This is a genomic window from Halalkalibacter krulwichiae, from assembly GCF_002109385.1.
GTDB lineage: Bacteria > Bacillota > Bacilli > Bacillales > Bacillaceae_D > Halalkalibacter > Halalkalibacter krulwichiae.
Map to the genome: position 1 here is coordinate 4,460,667 of NZ_CP020814.1, position 21,148 is coordinate 4,481,814.

The 21,148-nt window shown below is 41.3% G+C and carries 17 protein-coding genes; 2 read left to right on the plus strand and 15 right to left on the minus strand.

Annotated features, from left to right (window positions below; genetic code table 11):
- Positions 1 to 324 precede the first annotated feature (324 nt).
- The 7 genes from icmF to BkAM31D_RS22695 form a co-directional block, all read right to left on the minus strand.
- On the minus strand, positions 325 to 3,582 hold the full coding sequence (icmF, locus tag BkAM31D_RS22665) for a fused isobutyryl-CoA mutase/GTPase IcmF (RefSeq protein WP_066155004.1): 3,258 nt from the start codon (positions 3,580 to 3,582) through the stop codon (positions 325 to 327).
- Between the two features lie 16 nt (positions 3,583 to 3,598).
- Positions 3,599 to 4,201 (minus strand): TetR/AcrR family transcriptional regulator, encoded by a 603-nt coding sequence (locus BkAM31D_RS22670; protein WP_066155344.1) that lies wholly within the window; start codon positions 4,199 to 4,201, stop codon positions 3,599 to 3,601.
- Between the two features lie 164 nt (positions 4,202 to 4,365).
- A complete protein-coding gene (locus tag BkAM31D_RS22675) occupies positions 4,366 to 5,511 on the minus strand; it encodes an acyl-CoA dehydrogenase (RefSeq protein WP_066155006.1) in 1,146 nt (381 codons plus the stop codon).
- Positions 5,512 to 5,527: 16 nt separating this feature from the next.
- A complete protein-coding gene (locus BkAM31D_RS22680; RefSeq protein ID WP_066155011.1) occupies positions 5,528 to 6,667 on the minus strand; it encodes an acyl-CoA dehydrogenase in 1,140 nt (379 codons plus the stop codon).
- A 33-nt stretch (positions 6,668 to 6,700) separates the two neighbouring features.
- A complete protein-coding gene (locus BkAM31D_RS22685) occupies positions 6,701 to 7,552 on the minus strand; it encodes a 3-hydroxybutyryl-CoA dehydrogenase (protein ID WP_066155013.1) in 852 nt (283 codons plus the stop codon).
- An 11-nt stretch (positions 7,553 to 7,563) separates the two neighbouring features.
- Complete coding sequence (locus BkAM31D_RS22690; protein ID WP_066155014.1) at positions 7,564 to 8,739, minus strand: acetyl-CoA C-acetyltransferase; 1,176 nt, start codon at positions 8,737 to 8,739, stop codon at positions 7,564 to 7,566.
- A gap of 123 nt (positions 8,740 to 8,862) precedes the next feature.
- The gene (locus BkAM31D_RS22695; RefSeq protein WP_066155017.1) at positions 8,863 to 10,965 is read right to left on the minus strand and encodes a (Fe-S)-binding protein; all 2,103 of its coding nucleotides are present in this window, start codon (positions 10,963 to 10,965) and stop codon (positions 8,863 to 8,865) included.
- Between the two features lie 151 nt (positions 10,966 to 11,116).
- Here BkAM31D_RS22695 and cls point away from each other — a divergent pair, with 151 nt between their 5' ends.
- Complete coding sequence (gene cls, locus BkAM31D_RS22700; RefSeq protein ID WP_066155020.1) at positions 11,117 to 12,313, plus strand: cardiolipin synthase; 1,197 nt, start codon at positions 11,117 to 11,119, stop codon at positions 12,311 to 12,313.
- 40 nt (positions 12,314 to 12,353) lie between these two features.
- Here cls and BkAM31D_RS22705 read toward each other — a convergent pair whose 3' ends face one another.
- The 6 genes from BkAM31D_RS22705 to speE form a co-directional block, all read right to left on the minus strand.
- On the minus strand, positions 12,354 to 13,130 hold the full coding sequence (locus BkAM31D_RS22705; protein ID WP_066155023.1) for an alpha/beta fold hydrolase: 777 nt from the start codon (positions 13,128 to 13,130) through the stop codon (positions 12,354 to 12,356).
- Positions 13,131 to 13,156: 26 nt separating this feature from the next.
- Positions 13,157 to 13,327, minus strand: coding sequence for a XapX domain-containing protein (locus BkAM31D_RS22710; protein ID WP_066155027.1), 171 nt, complete (start codon positions 13,325 to 13,327; stop codon positions 13,157 to 13,159).
- 60 nt (positions 13,328 to 13,387) lie between these two features.
- Complete coding sequence (locus BkAM31D_RS22715; RefSeq protein WP_066155029.1) at positions 13,388 to 13,870, minus strand: DUF456 domain-containing protein; 483 nt, start codon at positions 13,868 to 13,870, stop codon at positions 13,388 to 13,390.
- 227 nt (positions 13,871 to 14,097) lie between these two features.
- Positions 14,098 to 15,768, minus strand: coding sequence for an arginine--tRNA ligase (gene argS, locus BkAM31D_RS22720; RefSeq protein WP_066155032.1), 1,671 nt, complete (start codon positions 15,766 to 15,768; stop codon positions 14,098 to 14,100).
- A complete protein-coding gene (locus BkAM31D_RS22725; protein ID WP_066155035.1) occupies positions 15,765 to 16,208 on the minus strand; it encodes a YwiB family protein in 444 nt (147 codons plus the stop codon). The genes argS and BkAM31D_RS22725 overlap by 4 nt, the downstream gene beginning before the upstream one ends.
- Before the next feature lie 283 nt (positions 16,209 to 16,491).
- Positions 16,492 to 17,319, minus strand: a complete 828-nt coding sequence (speE, locus tag BkAM31D_RS22730) for a spermidine synthase (RefSeq protein WP_066155039.1) — start codon at positions 17,317 to 17,319, stop codon at positions 16,492 to 16,494.
- Between the two features lie 202 nt (positions 17,320 to 17,521).
- Between speE and BkAM31D_RS22735 the strand changes: the two genes are divergently transcribed.
- Positions 17,522 to 19,588, plus strand: a complete 2,067-nt coding sequence (locus tag BkAM31D_RS22735) for a transglycosylase domain-containing protein (protein WP_066155042.1) — start codon at positions 17,522 to 17,524, stop codon at positions 19,586 to 19,588.
- A gap of 292 nt (positions 19,589 to 19,880) precedes the next feature.
- Here BkAM31D_RS22735 and BkAM31D_RS22740 read toward each other — a convergent pair whose 3' ends face one another.
- Both BkAM31D_RS22740 and BkAM31D_RS22745 read right to left on the minus strand, forming a co-directional pair.
- Positions 19,881 to 20,408 carry a YwhD family protein gene (locus BkAM31D_RS22740; RefSeq protein WP_066155346.1) on the minus strand — a complete coding sequence of 176 codons (528 nt, stop codon included), beginning with the start codon at positions 20,406 to 20,408 and terminating at the stop codon, positions 19,881 to 19,883.
- Positions 20,409 to 20,632: 224 nt separating this feature from the next.
- Entirely contained in the window at positions 20,633 to 21,136 is a 504-nt protein-coding gene (locus tag BkAM31D_RS22745; RefSeq protein ID WP_066155046.1) for a YwgA family protein, read from the minus strand.
- Between the last annotated feature and the right edge of the window lie 12 nt (positions 21,137 to 21,148).

A 21,148-nucleotide genomic window follows, 5' to 3' on the forward strand; every position in this document is an offset into this window, starting at 1 on the left:
TTTTCATTATAAACACATTTTCACTGATTATGCTAGTTCATGTGAGATAAAACGAATATTAGATTGAAAAATCTTTTCGGTCATTTGATGCACGAAGAGAAAAAAGTTTTTAGAAAGCCGCATCGGGTAGGGATGCGGCTTCGAGATTTTAAAAAAAGGTGAAGTTCGACCTTTTTTCTTTCACTCTGATGCAGTGCGGCGTGGCTGCACTCGCTGCGCGTCTTTTTGAGAAAACCGCTCAAAAAGACTTAAAAGATGGCAGCGGCTTCGCTCACGCTTCGAGATTTTAAAAAAAGGTGAAGTTCGACCTTTTTTTAAAATCTCTTACATATTCCTTCTATACTTCCCTCCTACTTCGTATAGTGCGGTGGTGATTTGGCCTAGGCTAGCGGTTTTGACGGTTTCCATGAGTTCTGAAAAGATGTTGCCGCCTGTGATGGCTGTTTGTTGGAGTTTGGTTAGGGCTTCGGCGGTTTTGGGTTCGTGTTGTTTTTGGAAGGCACGAAGGTTGGTGATTTGTTGTTCTTTTTCTTCTTTTGATGCACGCGCTAATTCAAGGTTGAATTCTTCTTCTTGTTCAGCCGGGTTGATGTAGGTGTTTACTCCAATAATCGGAAGTTCACCAGTATGTTTTTTCATTTCATAATACATTGATTCTTCTTGGATTTTGCTGCGTTGGTACTGAGTTTCCATAGCTCCGAGGACGCCGCCGCGGTCATTGATTCGCTCTAATTCTTGTAAGACTGCTTCTTCTACAAGATTTGTTAATTCCTCAATGATAAAGGAACCTTGAAGTGAATTTTCATTTTTGGCTAAGCCTAGTTCTTTTGAAATAATCATTTGAATGGCCATCGCGCGTCTAACCGAATGCTCAGTTGGAGTCGTAATCGCCTCGTCATACGCATTTGTGTGCAAGGAATTGCAATTATCATAAATAGCCATTAATGCTTGAAGTGTTGTGCGAATGTCGTTGAAGTCAATTTCTTGAGCATGAAGCGAGCGGCCTGACGTTTGAATATGGTATTTCAATTTTTGACTGCGCTCATTCGCTTTGTATTTATTTTTCATCACCGTCGCCCAGATTCTTCGTGCAACACGCCCAATCACAGTATACTCCGGGTCAAGTCCATTGCTGAAGAAGAACGATAAGTTTGGTGCAAATTTGTTAATATCCATTCCGCGACTCAAGTAGTACTCTACATACGTAAAGCCATTCGCAAGCGTAAACGCCAATTGAGAAATTGGGTTGGCTCCTGCTTCTGCTATATGATAGCCAGAAATAGAAACGGAGTAATAATTTCTAACATTATGGTCGATAAAGTATTGCTGAATGTCGCCCATCATGCGCAGAGCAAACTCAGTGGAGAATATGCATGTGTTTTGGCCTTGGTCTTCTTTTAAAATATCAGCTTGCACTGTTCCACGGACGGTGGATAGCGTCTGGGCTTTAATCGTTTCAAATTCTTTTTGTGTTGGGTTTCGATCTTGGTCTTTTGCAAATTTTTCAACTTGTTGCTCAATCGCTGTATTCATAAACATCGCTAATAAAATAGGAGCAGGACCATTGATCGTCATCGAAACAGATGTCTGTGGAGCACATAAGTCAAACCCTGCATAAAGCTTTTTCATATCCTCTAATGTACAAATGCTAACTCCGCTCTCTCCGACCTTCCCGTAAATATCAGGACGGTAATCGGGGTCTTCTCCGTATAGAGTGACCGAATCAAAAGCAGTACTTAAACGCTTCGCTTCATCGTCCTTTGATAAATAGTGAAACCGGCGATTCGTCCGCTCAGGCGTTCCTTCTCCAGCAAATTGTCGCTTCGGATCTTCTCCTTTTCGTTTAAACGGAAACACCCCCGCTGTATAAGGAAAAGAACCCGGGACATTTTCTTCAAGTGACCATCTCAGAATTTCGCCCCAATCCTCAAATCTCGGCAAAGCAACCTTTGGTATTTTGAGTCCCGATAAACTTTCCGTTATCAGCTCTGTCACAATTTCTCTATCACGAACTTTTGTTAGTAACTGATCTTTGCTGTATGTTTCTTTAAGGTCGGACCAGTTTTCTAAAATGGCTTTACAACTTGGGTGCAGCTGCTGTTCATAAAGCTTTCTCGTTTGCTCAAGTTGTTCGAGTACAACGCCTGCACAAGAGTCATGCTCTTTAAGCGTTTCGATCGTCCCTGTAATTTGAAAAAGTTTTCTTGCGACTGCCACTTGGTCATCGGTCATTTTTTTATATTGCCGTACGGTTTGAACGATGTCTCTTAAATATTGTGTTTGTTCAGGCGGAATAATGACATTCTGTTTGATCACTTCTGCGCTCGTTTCAATATTTGTCCTCCACTGTTTATGGCATTTTTCGTTAATGACGTTAATTAGTGCGGCAAATAACGTATTTGTACCAAGATCATTAAACTGACTAGCAATCGTTCCGTATACCGGCATTTTCTCTAAAGGTTCAACAAAAAGATTGCGACTACGCTGATATTGCTTTTTAACATGTCTAAGAGCATCTTCTGAACCTTTGCGATCAAATTTATTAATGGCAATCAGATCAGCAAAATCAATCATATCAATTTTTTCAAGTTGAGACGGAGCACCGTACTCACTGGTCATAACGTACATCGACACATCGGCAATCTCGGCAATTTCCGCGTCCCCTTGCCCGATGCCGCTCGTTTCAACGATCACTAAGTCATAACCGGCTGCTTTCACCACCGAAATCGCTTCACGAATGCTCGCAGAAATTTCGGTACGTGAACCACGCGTAGCTAAGCTTCTCATGAAAACTCGTGGATGATGAATTGCGTTCATGCGAATTCGGTCACCAAGTAAAGCACCGCCCGTCTTTTGTTTAGTCGGATCAATTGATAAAATCGCAACCGTTTTTTCTTTACATTCAAATAGGAATCGTCTTACGAGTTCATCTGTTAACGAGCTTTTCCCAGCACCCCCAGTTCCTGTAATTCCGAGAACAGGAACATCTGCAGCAAGTTGCTTAATCTTCTTCAAAGCGTCTTCAAGGGCAACCGCCGTCTCCTGTTTTGCCTCTGTTACTTGCTCAGCAAGCGTAATACACCTTGCTATGGCACGAATGTTTTTCTCTTTAAGCTGGGACAGTTCATCTTGGAGATGTTCCACCGTCGGAAAGTCACATTCTGCTAGCATTTGATCAATCATGCCTTGAAGACCATGTTTTCTTCCATCGTCTGGCGAGAAAATGCGAGCAATGCCATACGCATGAAGCTCCTCAATTTCTGGTGGGGTAATGACGCCACCTCCTCCCCCATAAAGCCGAATATGTCCAGCTCCTTTTTCATGCAGAAGGTCATAACAATATTTAAAAAATTCAACATGTCCGCCCTGATAAGAAGATATCGCAATGCCTTGAACATCCTCTTGTATGGCAGCGCTTACAATCTCGTCGACAGAGCGATTGTGCCCAAGGTGTATCACCTCTGCGCCGCTCGCTTGTAAAATCCTTCTCATGATATTAATCGATGCATCATGTCCATCAAACAAACTCGATGCCGTGACAAACCGAATTGGATGTTTCGAACGATACGTTGCTGATTCCATTTAACTCTCTCCTTTTTTAAGTAGGACGATAGACTCCATGAAGCAGCTGTTCTATTTGTAACTCTGTATATTCTTTTAAGCCGTACATTTTTTGGATCGACCATCTTCTAAATGTCCACATATGTGCCTGCACCAAAATGTTATGTGCCATTAGCTTCAATTCGTTTTCCTCTAACGAAATAGCCTCTTCATGTAATGAGTCACGAAGAATGACTTCGATCATTTCCGTCATTTCCATTTCTTTCTTCAATACATAAGAAAGCGCCTCTTTTGGGAGTGACTTTGCTTCTTGGTACATGACTAGTACTTCATCCTGCATATCATGAATAACTTGAAAATAAGCTGCAACAGCCCTTTTCAAGCGAGTAATTCCTTTACTACTCGTATCAAGCTGATTGACTAGGCGATCTTTTACCTCTTCATAAATAGCATCACATACTAGGTAAAGAACATCTTCCTTTGAGCCGATGTATTCATAGAGCGTACCAATGCTAAAGCCAGATTCTTTGGCAATCTCTCTCGTCGTTGTTTTATGGAAACCTTTTTCTTTAAATAAACGTACAGCGCCTTTTATCATTTGTTCTCGACGCATTTTAATTAATTTCGGATCTTTCACCATTGTCGGGACCGATTTCTTCAATTTTGCCAACCTACTTCCTCATTTATTTGCTACTAGCATACTAGAACTTGAGTGAATGTTCTATACTTTCTTACTATTTAACAACTAAACGTATGAGGTGTAGACAAAATTTGCACATCATAGGACGTGCCCTCTTGTTGATTCTAGTAATCTGAAAGAAGCATTTTTGAAATAACTAAACGCTGAATCTCATTCGTCCCTTCATAAATTTGTGTAATTTTCGCATCACGCATAAACCGTTCAACTGGATATTCCTTCGTATATCCGTAGCCTCCAAAAACTTGGACTGCTTCAACCGTAACTTCCATTGCTGTATCACCGGCAAACAGTTTCGACATCGCTGATTCAAGTCCATAAGGGTAGCCTTCGCTTTCTTTCCAAGCTGCTTGATACGTAAGCAATCGGCTCGCTTCAATCTTAGTTGCCATATCTGCTAATTTAAAAGCCACGCCTTGCTGTGCTCCAATTGATTTGCCAAACTGCTTACGTTCTCTTGCATATGCGTTTGCAGCATCAAGCGCCCCTTGAGCGATTCCAACCGCTTGTGCAGCTATGCCATTGCGACCGCCATCAAGAGTCATCATCGCAATTTTAAAGCCTTCCCCTTCTGCCCCTAGACGATTTTCTGCCGGTACACGGCAATCTTCGAACACAATCGTCGTTGTTGGCGATGAGCGAATTCCTAGCTTTTGCTCTTTTTTGCCAACAGAAAACCCCGCTGTATCAGAATCAACAATAAAAGCTGACACTCCTTTATGTCGTGCGGAAGAGTCCGTTACAGCAAAGACTACATAAATTTCTGCAACTCCACCATTTGTAATAAAAATCTTTGAACCGTTCAGTACATAATGATCACCATCCCGAACAGCAGTAGTTTTCATTGCCGCTGCATCGGAGCCTGAACCTGGTTCCGTTAACCCGTAAGCACCGATTTTTGTTCCTTCTGCTAAAGCACGCAAATATGTTTGCTTCTGCTCTTCTGTACCAAATTTATAAATAGGCCAACCAGCTAATGATGTATGTGCCGATAGAGTTACACCGGTAGAAGCGCATACGCGTGAAAGCTCTTCAACAGCAATGCAATAACTCATATAGTCGGCACCAATCCCTCCATACTTTTCAGGCCAAGGGATTCCTGTCAAACCGAGCTCTGCCATTTTATCAAAAATGTGCCGATCAAAGCGCTCCTCTTCATCACGTTGTGCTGCCGATGGCGCTACTTCTTTCATCGCAAATTCACGGACCATTTTGCAAATCATTTCCTGTTCATCCGTTAATAAAAAATTCATCTATTCTCCTCCTTCATCAAAACAATAGCTGCTTGCTAATGACCATTCTTTGAATTTCGCTTGTTCCTTCATAGATTTCACAAACTTTAGCATCACGGAAATAGCGTTCAACAGGATACTCTTTTGTATAGCCGTACCCACCAAATACTTGAATCGCACTAATGGCAACATCCATTGCTGTTTTTGCTGCAAATAACTTTGCCATTGAAGCTTCTTTTTTACAAGGGAGCCCTTGATCTTTTAAATGTGCTGCACGATACACTAGTAGTTTCGCTGCTTCGACTTTCGTTGCCATGTCAGCAAGCTTAAAGGCAATCGCTTGCTGCTTACCGATTTCTTTGCCAAATTGTTTGCGCTCTTTTGCATAGTCTCTCGCTGCTTCAAAGGCTGCCTCGGCGATACCTAACGCTTGAGCAGCAATACCTATCCGGCCAATTTCCAAATTAGCCATTGCAACCTTAAATCCATCGCCCAACTCTCCAAGTAAATTCGCTGCCGGTACTTGAGCGTTTTCAAATATAAGCTCTGTTGTATTCGACCCGTGTAGGCCCATCTTTTTTTCACTTTTGCCTATTTTCAACCCTGATGTGTCCTTGTCAACGATAAAAGCAGATATGCCCTTTGAGCTAGCATTAGGTGTTGTTTTAGCAAAGACAATGTACGTATCTGCTTCTCCGCCATTTGTAATGAACACTTTCGATCCGTTGAGTTTATAGACATCCCCCTCTTTCACAGCGGTTGTTTTTAAGCTCGCTGCATCAGAGCCAGAGCTAGGCTCCGTTAAGGCAAACGCACCTAAATAGGATCCAGTCGCAAGCTTCGGCACATACTTTTGCTTTTGTTCTTCAGTCCCAAAGTAAACGATTGGGTTCGTACCAACTGATGTATGAACGGATAAAATGACACCAACAGTCGCGCTCACCTTTGATAATTCATGGATGGCGATGATGTAGGAAGTGAAATCCATGCCTGAGCCAGCATATGCTTCTGGAATCGGGATGCCCATTAAGCCAAGCTCGCTCATCTTTTCAATAAGAGGACGTGGAAACATCTCCTTCTCTTCCATCTTAGGAATCCACGGTCTTACTTCCTTTTCAGCAAAGTCTCGGACCATTTTTCGCATCATTTCTTGTTCTACTGTAAATTGCAAGTTCATCGCTTGCACCTCCCTGCTGTAAGAAGCCCTTACTTAGCGATACTGATAAAAACCCCGTCCTGTTTTCTTGCCGAGCCACCCTGCTTTTACATATTTACGTAAAAGCGGACACGGACGATATTTGTCATCTCCAAATCCTTCATGAAGTGTTTCCATAATGTAAAGACATGTATCAAGTCCAATAAAATCAGCTAGTGTGAGAGGTCCCATTGGGTGGTTCATGCCAAGCTTCATCACCTCATCTACCGCTTCCGGTGTAGCCACCCCTTCATAAACTGTGAAGATGGCTTCATTGATCATTGGCATTAGGATTCGATTGGAAACAAAACCAGGAAAGTCATTGACTTCAACAGGTGTTTTTCCTAGCGTTTTCGATAATGTGTCAACGACCTCATAGACTTCATCAGCTGTTGCCAAACCGCGAATCACTTCAACTAATTTCATAACGGGAACAGGATTCATAAAATGCATGCCGATCACTTTTTCTGGACGCTTTGTTGCTGTAGCAATTTCCGTAATCGGCAACGAAGATGTATTCGTTGCTAAAATGGTGTGTCCAGGTGCAAGTTCATCTAATTTAGCAAAAAGCTCCTGCTTGATTTTCATGTTTTCAACTGCAGCTTCGATAATGAAGTCCGCCTTGCTCGCATCGTTTAGATGAACCGATCGTTCAATCCGTTTAACTATTTCCTCTTTGTCAGTTGCCGTTATTTTTTCTTTTTCAACTTGTCTTGTAAGGTTTGTGTTTATTTGAGTAAGACCTCGTTCAACGAAATCGTCATTTAAGTCATGAAGGATCACCTGAAATCCGGCCATTGCATGAACTTGAGCAATTCCTGAACCCATTTGTCCTGCACCAATCACCATCACTGTTTTAATATCCACATAATCGCCCCCTAGACTTCAATTAGTACTGCGTCACCTTGACCACCGCCGCTACAAATTGCTGCTATTCCAAGTCCTCCGCCCCTACGCTGTAACTCATAGGCAAGTGTCAAAATGATTCGTGTCCCACTCGCTCCAATTGGATGACCAAGTGCCACTGCCCCACCGTTGACATTGATCTTCTTTGAATCAAGAGAAGCGAGTTTCTGACTCGCTAACGCTACGGCTGCAAATGCTTCGTTAATTTCAAAAAGGGAAATATCTTCTGCCTGTAAACCTGTTTCGTTTAACAACTGGTTGATCACTAGTCCTGGCGTTTTCGGAAAATCCTCAGGTTTCGTCGCTAAAGCCGTGTGAGCTACAATCGTTGCTAGCGGCTTGATCCCAGCTTGTTTCGCTTTTTGTTCCGACATTAACAACAGTGCCGCCGCTCCGTCATTAACTCCTGGTGCATTCCCTGCTGTAATTGTCCCATCCTTTGAAAATACAGGTTTCAGCTTTGCAAGTGTGTCAAGCGATGTATCCTTTCGCGGAGCTTCATCACGATCGACCATTAGCGGTTCTCCTTTTCGCTGTGGCACAGGTACAGCAACAATTTCATTTGCTAGTCTCTGAGATTCAATCGCTGCCATCGCTCTTTTATGGCTTTCGTAAGCCCATTGATCTTGCTCTTCTCTCTTAATTTCCAACTCACGGGCAACCTTACTTCCGTATGTGCCCATATGCACGCCTGTAAAGGAACAAGTTAAGCCATCATAAATGAGCCCGTCAATCATCTCACTATGGCCCATCCTCGATCCCCATCTTGCGTTTGGAAGATAATAGGGAGCATTACTCATTGATTCCATACCGCCAGCAATCACCACATCCGCCTCTCCTAATCGAATCGCTCGATCACTAAGAGTGACACTCCTCATTCCTGAAGCACATACTTTGTTAATCGTTTCGGTCTTAACTGTCCAAGGCAGACCAGCTATATGAGCAGCTTGCCGCGAAGGAATTTGTCCTTGCCCAGCTTGCAAAACATTGCCCATAATTACTTCATCAACTTGCTCACTAGACCAATTGGCTCGTTTTAATGTTTCCCTAATCGCATAGCCGCCAAGCTCTGACGCCGTCATATCTTTTAACGCACCACCAAATTTTGCAAAAGGGGTCCTTGCTCCACTTACAATTACGGTTCTCATACTTTCACTGCCTTTCTCTATTTAATGACTGAACGCTCGCTCAGTTATCGTCCGCATATCAAGCCCTGCTTCTTCAACTGAAGTGGGCTTGATACATCTTATGAAAGCCTTTTCTTTTTTATTCTAGTGGCCGAGTTCCTTTTCCTGCCCGACTAAAGATTTTTCTATAATTTCGACTAAATCAAGCGTTTGAACATCTTCTTCTACTTCTTTTGCTTTTGTTCCATCACTTAACATCGTCAAACAGTACGGACAGCCACTGCCAATAACAGAAGGCTTCACTTCCAATGCTTGTTCCGTCCTGGCAACATTAATGCGCTGACCTTTATCTTCTTCCATCCACATCAAACCACCACCAGCTCCACAACACATCCCTTTATCACGGTTGCGCTCCATCTCCACCATATTCACACCTGGAATCGCACGCAAAATGTCACGCGGCGGCTCGTAAACTTCATTGTAGCGGCCTAGATAACAAGAATCATGGTAGACGATGGTTTCATTTACTTCATACTTAGGTTTAATTCGTCCTTCTTCAAGAAGTTTGGCAAGAAACTCTGTGTGGTGATACACCTCAACTCCTTCAAGTCCAAACTCAGGGTACTCATTTTTAAATGTATTATAAGCGTGTGGGTCAATCGTGATGATCTTCTTAACATTATGCTTTTGGAACAACTCAATGTTTGCTGTTGCAAGCTCTTGAAATAAAAATTCATTCCCAAGTCGTCTTGGCGTGTCACCCGAGTTCTTCTCTTTGTTCCCGATAATCGCAAACTTCACTCCAGCTTCATTCATCACTTTTGCAAATGACTGAGCAATTTTTTGACTGCGTTTATCATAAGAACCCATCGATCCTGCAAAAAATAAGAATTCAAACTCCTCTCCTGCTTTCTCCATTTCTTTCACCGTTGGAACGTGAATATCGTCCCGGCCTTCACGCCAGTTTTCCCGTTCTTTTCGGCTAATCCCCCAAGGGTTGCCTTGGCGCTCAATGTTTGTCATCGCACGCTGCGCGTCTGCATCCATTTTTCCTTCTGTTAACACTAAATAACGACGTAAATCAATAATTTTATCGACGTGTTCATTCATCACCGGGCATTGGTCTTCACAATTACGACAGGTCGTACACGCCCAGATTTCTTCTTCTGTAATGACATCCCCAATTAAACTAACGTCATAACCAGCTGCTACTTCCTGACCGCCTGCACCTTGCATTGCCAGTTGGTTCGCTTTTGTATTGGAAAATGCAAATTCCGGTAGCCAAGCAGACTTCGATGTAACTGCCGCCCCCTTTTCCGTTAAGTGATCCCTCATCTTAACGATTAAATCCATCGGCGAGAGCAATTTTCCTGTACCGGTTGCTGGACACATATTCGTACATCGACCACACTCAACACAAGCATATAAATCCAATAGCTGTTTTTGATTAAAGTCTTCAACTTTATTAATACCGAATTTTTCCTGACTCTCATCTTCAAAGTTAATCGACGATAATTGACCAACTTTATGTGTACGCCCGAGGAAGACATTAACTGGGCCCGCGATTAAGTGTGCGTGCTTTGATTGCGGGACATAAACAAGAAAGCTAAGCAAGAATAATAAATGCATCCACCAAAATACAAAGAACAATCCACCTGCAACTGCTGGCGAAAGAAAACCAAAGACAGTAGCAATACTAGAAGCAATCGGTTCAAATCCACTTATTGACTTGTCTAACCAAATGATTTCCATCCCTTTTGCAAGCAACTTCGACGTCATTAATCCGCCGATAAAGACCAAAACAAGTCCTGCTTTCCACCCACGTTTTAGACGAACAAGTTTCTCAATATATCGACGGTAAAAAGCCCACACAACAGCAATTAAAATCATGACAACAACAAGTTCTTGGAATAACGTAAAGTATGGATAGACAGGGCCAAATGGTAAATGAGAACCTATTGCAAGCCCCTTCCAAATCAAATCAATCGCTCCAAGCTGAACCATTAAGAAACCATAAAAGAACATAAGATGAATGATGCCACTTTTCTTATCTTTCATTAGTTTCTTTTGAGCAAATACATTAATCCAAATAGCATTGATTCGCTCCTTCATCGTGTGGTCAAACTCCGCCTTCTTTCCAAGCTTAATGTACTCATAACGCGTTTTTACAAGCGTTAAAAACAAATATACGGCATATCCAGTTACTAATAAGAACATTAACCAATTAACCCATGTTAACGCTTCCATTATTCTACCCCTTTCAAGTCCATTGTTTATTTACCATCATTATAGCACAAAGTGAATGACCATTCATTCACTTTCTTTAAACTTTTTTTCATGTTCTCGTCTTTATTGGTAAAAGCTAAAGACAGGACTCTTGTAGAAAGAAGGTTATGCTATGAATGGATGGATTATGACTCTTCTCATCTTAATAGCCATTATTGTTTGGCTGCGGATTGATTTTAAGTTAGGACTCAGGCAACAAAGAAGAGAAGCAACAAGACATGTTCAGAAGACGAGATATAGCAAAGTGGATCTCCTGCCAACTGGCGATGATTTCTATAAACGCTTGTTTGCTGATATTCAACAAGCTACCGACCATGTTCACCTTCTTTTCTATATTTTTCGGGATGACCATATTGGCAATAAAATGTTAAAGGCATTAGAAGACAAAGCAAAAGAAGGAGTCGTCGTTCGACTTCTTGTTGATAAAATGGGTTGTAAAATCACTAAGAAAAAGAAAAAGGATTTGAAGAAAGCCGGTGTACTATTTGCTCATTCCCACCCTCTTTCTTTCCCTTATATCTTCTTTACCTTCAACAGAAGAAATCATCGGAAGTTAGCCATTATTGATGGAAGAGTTGGATACATTGGAGGGTACAATGTCGGGGATGAGTATTTAGGACGAGACCCCAAGTTTGGTCCATGGCGTGATTTCCACCTTCGACTTGACGGAGATGGTGTTCAAGATTTACAAGAACAGTTTCTGGAGGACTGGCAAACGGCGAAACAAAAATATTCAAAAGAAGCATCGCATTATCCTCCATTAAATAAAGGAGATATTCCACTGCGAATCTTGCCAACAGATGGGACATATTTAGAGGAGACTTTCATTGATCTCGTCAGGCAAGCAAAGGAAACACTCATCATTGGGACACCGTATTACATCCCTGGAAAGGCTCTACAAAAAGAAATGATTGAAGCAGCGAAAAGAGGCGTTGATGTCAAACTAATTGTTCCGAAAAAAGGCGACCACCCTCTTGTGAAAGAAGCAGCCTTTCCATACTTTGAACCATTGTTACAAGCGGGAGTGAGTGTTTATCAATATTATAGAGGCTTCTTCCATGCCAAAGTCGTAGTAGTCGATGATCAAGTCTGTGATGTCGGGACAGCAAATTTTGACCAACGCAGTTTTCATATTAACCATGAAATCAACTGTTTAATTTATGATCCAACTTTTATTCACGGGTTGCTTACAGAAATAAAACATGATATTGGTATTTCTGAACGCCTTACTATCGAGGCATATAAGAAAAGACCTTTATTTCAACGTGGCAAAGAAAAAGTGGCTACACTTGTTTCAGGATTGTTATAAGAAGAAAGACCAAACCATCTTGTTACGGTTTGGTCTTTCTTTAATGATCCAATTGCTTTCTAGTCATCCAACCTTTAATAATTTCATTGCATTGAGCCGGTCTCTTTGTCGGTACTTGGTGGGCCACCCCACTTACTAGCACAACTTGTAAATCTTGCACTTGTTGATAAAACATTTTTATATATGGGCGCGCAACAATGTCATTTTCTCCATAAATCAATAAAACAGGAACAGATAATTGGTTCAATCGATCGGTAGACACATATTGCTTTCCTTCCGTATAGATGGTTTGCAACGTTTTTGCATCAGCTTGCTTAATAAAATGAGCCATTTCTTTCTGATGCTGCTTTGAACGAAAGTGCGCGGCTGGCAATACGTACGAAAATAAAGGAAGCCATTCGTTTTTCGCAGCCCATATTCCTAAATCGAATTCTCTACCTAGTAAAAAGGTCGACACTTCAGGGAATCCACCAATTAAAATGACCCCTCTTGTTTTCTCTGGAAAGCGAAGCGCAAATTCCTGGGCTATTGAACCCCCGTTTGAGTAGCCACAAACTACAACAGGTGGCAACTTAAGCTTCTGAATTAGAGCATGAACCATTTCCGCTTGCCTAGAGACACTAGTCTCTTCCACCCTCTTTGTACTTCTTCCGCTATCGACTAAATCAACATAAATTAATTGATAATATTGACTTAATTCCTTTTGATAACGAAATGTTTCAGATCCCATCACTGGTGGATGTATGAATACAAGAGGCGTTCCCTTGCCGTAGATTTCATAGTGCAAATGAAGACCTGACTTCTTTAAGAATGGCAACGCAGCGCCCTCCTTCTATAATTCAATTACGACTGAATAATGGGAAGCAACCAATGGTAAAGTTTATAACCTAAATAGACACCTACAATCCCCATAACCCCAGCTAAAGCAGGAGGAGCAGGAATTGGCAACTTAATTAACGCAAAGACAAATCCAACAATCAATCCAGCTATCAGCGCGAGTATCACTTCTTGCATGTTATCCCTTCTTTCTCTTCTTACTATGTGTGAAAAAAATTTTTTTATCCGAGCTCACTCTTACCAAATGACTTCAATAAAAAACCAAATAACCATTACAAGCTGAAGAATTGCTTTGGCAAATGTACCACTTAAAAAAGCAAATAACGAAGCTGTTGCTACTTTGGCAGCGTGACTCGGGTCTTTACTTGTAAGCATTTCTGCTATAAATACAAGAATGAACGGAACAATGATTAATCCAAACGGCGGATACACAAACGAACCAACGATCACACCGACCGCTGCCATACGTTCTCCCCATTTAGATCCTTTATACTTCTTTACGAAAAATTGGCTCGCAATCAAATCTGACACTAAAATTAATAACGTTAATAGCCCTGTTCCGGCCCAAAACCAAACCGAAAGCTGTCCTGCTTCGACCAGAAAGGCATAAAGTAAAAAACCACCCCACAACGCCGCGACAGAAGGGATAATCGGAAAAATCAATCCAACAAAACTTACAATGAACAAAGCAATGATGAGAATCCAATAAAAAATCTCCATAAGTACCCCCAATAAAGAAGTCTCTTATCTAGCTTGTGCTACGACCTTAAAAATTAACTATTTTCTCTCCAAATGAAGATAATGACAATTCAAATCTTCACTCATTCAGTATTGGCCAATTTTCAAATATATGAATGAAAGACTTATTTTACCAGTGAACAGGCTGTCTTGGCGAAAAAAGAGCCTGTAATCGAAAGATGATTACAGGCATGATGACATTCAACCTCTTACATTTTCTCTGGTGCTTTTACTCCGACTAGTGCAAGGGCATTTTTAATTGTTGTTTGCGTTGCTTTCATTAGCGCAAGTCGAGCGCATGAAGCTGTTTTATTTTCAGGATCAATGACGCGCTCTGCATTATAGAAACTGTGTAGTGTTGATGCTAGGTCATGAACGTAGTTTGTAATGCGGTGCGGCATTTGCTTTTCTGCTGCTTCTGCAACAATTTCAGGGAAGGCCCCGATTGCTTTTAATAAGTCATAAGCCTTTTCTGATGAGAGTACCGATAGATCGGTTGTTTCATCAAATGTAAGCCCTTGTTCTTCCCCTTGACGAAGCATGCTGCATACGCGAGCATGAGCGTACTGAACGTAATAAACAGGGTTTTCGTTTGATTTTGAAACAGCTAAGTCCATATCGAAGTCAAGTTGTGAATCCGTGCTACGCATCGCAAAGAAGTAACGAGTTGCATCAGTTCCTACTTCCTCCATTAGATCACGTAGTGTGACTGCTTTTCCTGTCCGTTTACTCATCTTTACTTTTTCGCCGCCTTGGAACAAGCTCACCATTTGGATAATTTGAACATCAAGTTGTTCAGGTGCATATCCTAAAGCTTGGATCGCTGCTTTCATCCGCGGAATATAACCGTGGTGATCGGCTCCCCAAATGTTAATTAACTTTTCAAATCCACGGTTCATTTTATCTTGGTGATAAGCGATATCTGGCGTTAAATACGTATAGCTTCCATCATTTTTTATAAGGACACGGTCTTTATCGTCGCCATAAGCCGTTGAACGGAACCATGTAGCGCCTTCCTCTTCGAACGTTTCACCTTTTTCTTTTAGTACTTGTAATGTTTCAATAACTTTCCCTGACTCATATAAAGATGTTTCAGAAAACCAGTTGTCAAATTCAACACGATATTCTTGCAGATCAACCTTAATTTTCTCAAGCTCTTTCTCAAGGCCATATTGACGTAAAAAGGCGTGGCGTTCACTCTCTGAAACATGAACAAATTGATCACCATACTCATCTGCTAATGCTTGTCCAAATCCAATGATATCTGAACCATGGTACCCATCTTCTGGCATGGCTTTCTCTAAACCTAATGCTTGATAGTAACGAGCTTCTAATGAATACGTTAAATTATTAATTTGGTTACCAGCATCATTAATGTAGTATTCACGTTCTACATCATAGCCCGCTTTTGCAAGTATATTACAAAGCGCATCCCCTACTGCTGCTCCACGCGCATGTCCTAAATGCAGTGTTCCAGTCGGATTCGCAGAGACAAACTCTACTTGAATTCGTTTTCCACCGCCAACATTCGTTTCGCCATATGTATCTTTAGCTTGTAGTACAGTCGGAATGACGTCACGTAAATAACTATTATCCATGAAGAAGTTAATGAAGCCAGGGCCAGCGATTTCTACTTTTTCAACTGAAGCACGTTCATTGTTTAGATTCGCCAGTAATTCTTCTGCAATAATACGAGGAGCCTTTTTCGCTACACGCGCTAACTGCATAGCCATGTTGGTTGCATAATCACCATGTGCTTTATCCTTTGGCGTTTCAAGAACAACTTCTGGGATCTCTGACCGCTCAGCCAAACCAGCTGCTTCAATTGCCAAGATAATCTCATCTTTCAGTTGCTGCTTAATTTGTTCTACACTATTCATTTAGTCGTATCCTCCTCTAATGTCAACCGGACTTCATGCGTCCCTGTTTCCTGGCCTTGCAATAAAAATTTATACGTTAACTTAATTTTCCCACGTGTTTTACCTGATGGCCATTGCACGAGTAATTTATCCGTAATCGCTGTTGTTTCCCATGAAGCATCAGGCGTAACATATCGTCCGAATGTTTCTTCGCCAACAACGAAACCTTGACGCATTAAAATCGTTCCTTGTCGAATCAACATCAGCTCTCGTCCATCCCACTTCATCGTAGTTTGGACTTTTTCTGAATCAGATAACGCCTCTTCAAACCGCAAGTAATCTTGCCTTCCTTTGTGAAAAAGCTCACCGCGTGTTGTAAATTCGTAGGCATCACTATGATCGCCATAATTAATTTTGTTTTGAAATCTCATTTTGACAGATCGTTTTATCGCTTTATTCATGCCGCCAGCACACCTCTCTATTTCTCAAGTTTAGCGAGTTTACAAGCGAGTTGCAAGACAACGATGTAGGGAAATAAGCGTTAGAACTAAAAATAAAGAGAAAAGCAGGCGTTTAAGGGCATTGAAAAAGGAAAACCGCCTTTTTCCATTTGAATTACAATGGCTCCTCGCATTGCGCGTCTTTTTCGGAAAACCACCGAAAAAGTCTTAACTGATTGCAATGGCTCCGCTCATTGTTTAAGGGCATTGAAAAAGGAAAACCGCCTTTTTCAATGCCCTTTTTTTATTTTATTAGGTCTGCTACGAATTTTGGTAGTGCGAAGCATGCTGTGTGTAGTTCTTTTGTGTAGTATTTCGTTTCAATGTCGTGGAAACGGCTTTTTTCTACTGTTAATGGGTCGTGCTTTTTTGATCCGATTGTGAACGTCCAAAGTCCGCTTGGGTATGTTGGAATGTTGGCTGTGTATAGTCGAGTGATCGGGAATATTTCTTTTACATCACTGTGTACTTTGCTTACTAATTCTTTCTGAAACCATGGGTTGTCTGTTTGAGCAACGAAGATTCCATCTTCTTTTAGTGCTCTTGAGATGCCTTCGTAGAATCCCTTTTCAAATAATTTAACCGCTGGGCCTACTGGTTCTGTTGAGTCAACCATGATGACGTCGTACTGATTCTCTGCTTTTGCAATATGCATAAAGCCGTCGTCAACTTGTACATCAACACGCGAGTCTTCTAAAGCACCTGCAATGGTTGGTAAGTACTTTTTTGAATACTCAATGACTTTCCCGTCAATCTCAACTAATGTTGCTTTTTCTACAGATGGATGTTTAAGAACTTCACGAATAACGCCCCCGTCTCCTCCACCAACTACAAGAACGTGTTTCGGATTCGGGTGAGTGAATAGTGGAACATGTGCCACCATTTCATGATAGACAAATTCATCTTTCTCCGTTGTCATGACCATTCCATCTAATACAAGCATATTTCCGAACTCTTCTGTTTCAATCATATCCAGTTTTTGAAATTCTGTTTGTTCCGTATGAAGTGTCTGTTTTATTTTTGCAGTGATTCCAAAACGCTCTGTTTGTTTTTCTGTATACCATAATTCCATTATCATTCACCTCAATAATTTCTAACGTCTTCATCTATAGGGTTTTCTATTTTTTGCTTTCTAATCTAACAAAGAAAGTATAAAGCAACGGAAAAAAAAAGCAAGTTAAATTTATCCAAACACTTGACTATTCTGACGTTTAAAAAATTCAAAAATTACCGAAGATGAAAAGATAAGAGAGTTACGATTGGGGTGACATTGTATGGAAGTCGTCGTGAACCGAGGAGTCCGGCGTAGAAGACGTTTGTTTCGTTTATTCATTCGATTAATGCTGATCTTTTTAGTAATAGGAGCTGCCATGTGTGTTGGCCTTCTATCCTATACAAAGATGCAAGGTCCACCGCCTCTCAATGTGCCACAAACAACTGTCTATTACGGGGCAGACAATTCTCCAATTGGAGAGCATCATAAAGGCGAAAACCGTCATTGGGTTCCTTTATCAGAAATTGATCCTAATGTCATTGATGCAACGATTTCAATTGAAGATCGCCGTTTTTACAGTCATTGGGGCTTTGACCTTACGCGTATTGGTGGGGCCGTTATTGCCAATTTGCGCTCAGGCTCTAGAGCCCAAGGTGCAAGCACACTCACACAACAATACGCACGAAATCTCTATTTGAGTCACGATAAAACATGGATACGGAAATGGAACGAACTCTTATATTCCTTACGACTTGAGATGAATTACGACAAGGATAAAATTCTCGAAGGGTATTTAAATACCGTTTACTATGGACATGGTGCTTACGGCATCGAAGCAGCATCACAGCATTACTTTGGTAAGCCTGCAAAACAATTATCATTAGCTGAAGCAAGTATGCTTTCAGGCATTCCTAAAGGGCCGAGCTATTATTCTCCTTTATTTGATCTAGATCGAGCTAAGAATCGTCAAGCCGTTGTCTTACAATCCATGGTGCAAAACGGAGTCATCAATCAGGTGGAAGCTGATGAAGCACATTTAGAGCCATTAAACTTCATCCAAAATGAGCTTGAGCGACCTGCTGATGTTGGACCTTATTTTCAAGATGTAGTCGAACAGAAATTAATTGAGGAAGTAGGAATTGATCCAGCTCTCATTGAAGCGGGCGGATTGAAGGTTTATACGACGCTAGATCCAAAGATCCAAAAAGAAGCTGAATACTGGGTCGAACGAGAAATGCCTGACAATGAGCTGCAAACAGCCCTTGTTTCGATTGATCCCCGTACTGGTGATGTCAAAGCACTCATAGGCGGAACAAATTACGTTGAAAGTCCTTATAACCGGGCCGTTACAGCTACGCGAAGCCCAGGTTCATCGTTTAAACCGTTTATCTATTACGCAGCGCTTGAGAACGGCTATACACCTGCCTCTACGCTCCTTAGTGAAGCGACGAGCTTCAGTATTGATGATGGCCGAGATGTGTGGTCTCCAACGAATTTCAACGAAAATTACGCAGAAGATTTTATTACCTTGCTTCAAGCAATGGCGTTTTCCGATAATATCTATGCCGTGAAAACTCATCTATTATTAGGGACAGATAAGGGAATTGAGCTTGCCAGACGTGTCGGAATTGAAAGCCCATTAGGGGATCATCCTTCACTGGCACTTGGAACTTCTAATGTCAGTGTTCTTGAAATGACAAGAGCTTATAGCGCTTTTGCCAATGGCGGCCATAAGGTCGAGCCACGATTTATCCGGAAAATTGTTGATGCTGACGGCGAAGTCATCTATGAATCAGAACCAGAGTTGGTACAAGTACTAGATCCTAAACTAGCCTTTATTATGACTGACTTAATGACCGGAATGTTTGATCCTTATTTAAATGCACACACATCGGTTACTGGTCGCTCAATCTCCCACTTACTAAACCGTCCTGTTGCTGGTAAATCAGGATCGACATCAACCGATAGTTGGATGGTCGGCTATACACCGCAACTTGTGACAAGTGTCTGGGTCGGTTTTAACGAGGGAATCAAACTGGACCACGCATCCTACGGCCAAATCGCTAAAAATATTTGGGCGAACTTTACCGAAAAAGCGTTAGAGGATCAGCCGGTTATGGAATTTCAAAAGCCTGATGGCGTCATTGGAGTGAAAATGAACCCAGAAAATGGATTGCTTGCAACGGAACACTGTCCAACCCATCGAACAACTTACTTTGTGGAAGGGACCGAACCAACTAAAGAGTGTCCTGCGCCTGAAAACAGCGAAGAAGCAGATGCGATTGATGAAGAAGCTCATGAAAAGGAAAAATTCTTGCAGCGTTTCTTTAAATGGTTTGGACATTGATCAGGTGAATGCTTTTCGGACGTTGTTCGTATTGTCCACCTATTCAACGAATCGTAGCCTTTACCGAGCACTGCCTATCGTCTTTGGCGGAAAAAATTGTTTAGAAAAAGTGAAAAAGCGCAAGGGAATATTCCCTTGCGCTTTTTCGTGTCCTAGTATAAATGTGCGTTTATACTTCCTTCAGTTTACTCGAGCTTAGCTAAAAGCTCAAGAGTCGCATTCAGTGTTCAAAAACCTTTCAATGTTATTTAAATTTTGGTATTTACAAACGACTAATTATTTGTTCAATTTATTATGAGCTTGCTAATGCATCACGCAATTCTTTATCAGAATTTTCCCACATTTGTTCGTTGTGCTCTTTCAAGAATTTTGCAAGAATGGCTTTTGATTTTTGATCCATTTCATCAACCAAGATTTTCCCTTTTAACGATTTATCCATTTTGTTGACATGCTCAGGCAAACTCTTATAACCGCGGCGAATTTCCGTATCGACGGTCATTTCACAACCAGCTACACCAGCGTAATACGGCTTGCTATCTTTATGTTGAATGGTCACCCAAACAAGCCAATAAAGCTTGCCATTTGGCACCTTCTCTTTATCCGGAAGGAACTTGATGCGTTTTTCAATGGCTGAGCGTGCATGTAAAGCTCCCATATCAACAAAGGCTTCACCTTCTTCCGGATCGACAAATACAGGAGATACATTATCTAAATTTAACGTTCCAGCTCCGTATCCACCATGCCCATCTGTAGAATCATTGCTAAGAATATTGAACCCACTCGTTTTCTTCTTCAAGTTATCATTGTTTAACAAGTCCATCTTTAACACCCTTCCTATCCTCTTTGTTAGAATTCTACACAAAACAGCCGACTTTATGCTAGTCTCAAGCAGCGGAAATGTCACAACTCTTTTATTCATCATAATATAGAAACATAAATTCGCGTACTGCTTTTTCTTGACGCTCTTTTCTTTAAGCAGTTGGATCGTTATCTAAGTTCAGAAAAACAAGCCCCTTTCCCAACCTGGAAAAGTGAGCTTCATCATTAATGGGCAAGCTTGCGCAATATTTCAATAAACGTATAAGCTTGTTCAATATCTTCTTCTGTATAATTCGATTTCTTTTTTAACGTAAATACCTTTTCCTTAACCTCATCTCGCGTTAACTCTTCAAAATAAAGCAAAGTCGAAACAAGCTCAAGAAAACGTGAGCTCTGATTATTTAAACGGTCAATTAACTCCTTGCTCTCAGGGAAATCACATTGGTATAAATCAAGAAATTTTTGCCCTTCTTCTGACAATCCATATCGATATTGATAGTAATTTCCTTTGTCTTCTTTTTGTTCAGCAACGAATCCAAGGTTGCATAACTCTTCAATTCGTAAACTAAGCTCCTCCGAATACGGTCCAAACATGTGAAATTTAAACCGCTCTGAAAATGGCACATTCATTTTTTTAGCGATATAAATAATTTTCTGCAGCTTCTTCCGTCCAACAATCTCACCAGCTTGCAAAAACAATGCCATCACATTTGCATGATCCTTCAGCAAAGCATGCTCCCC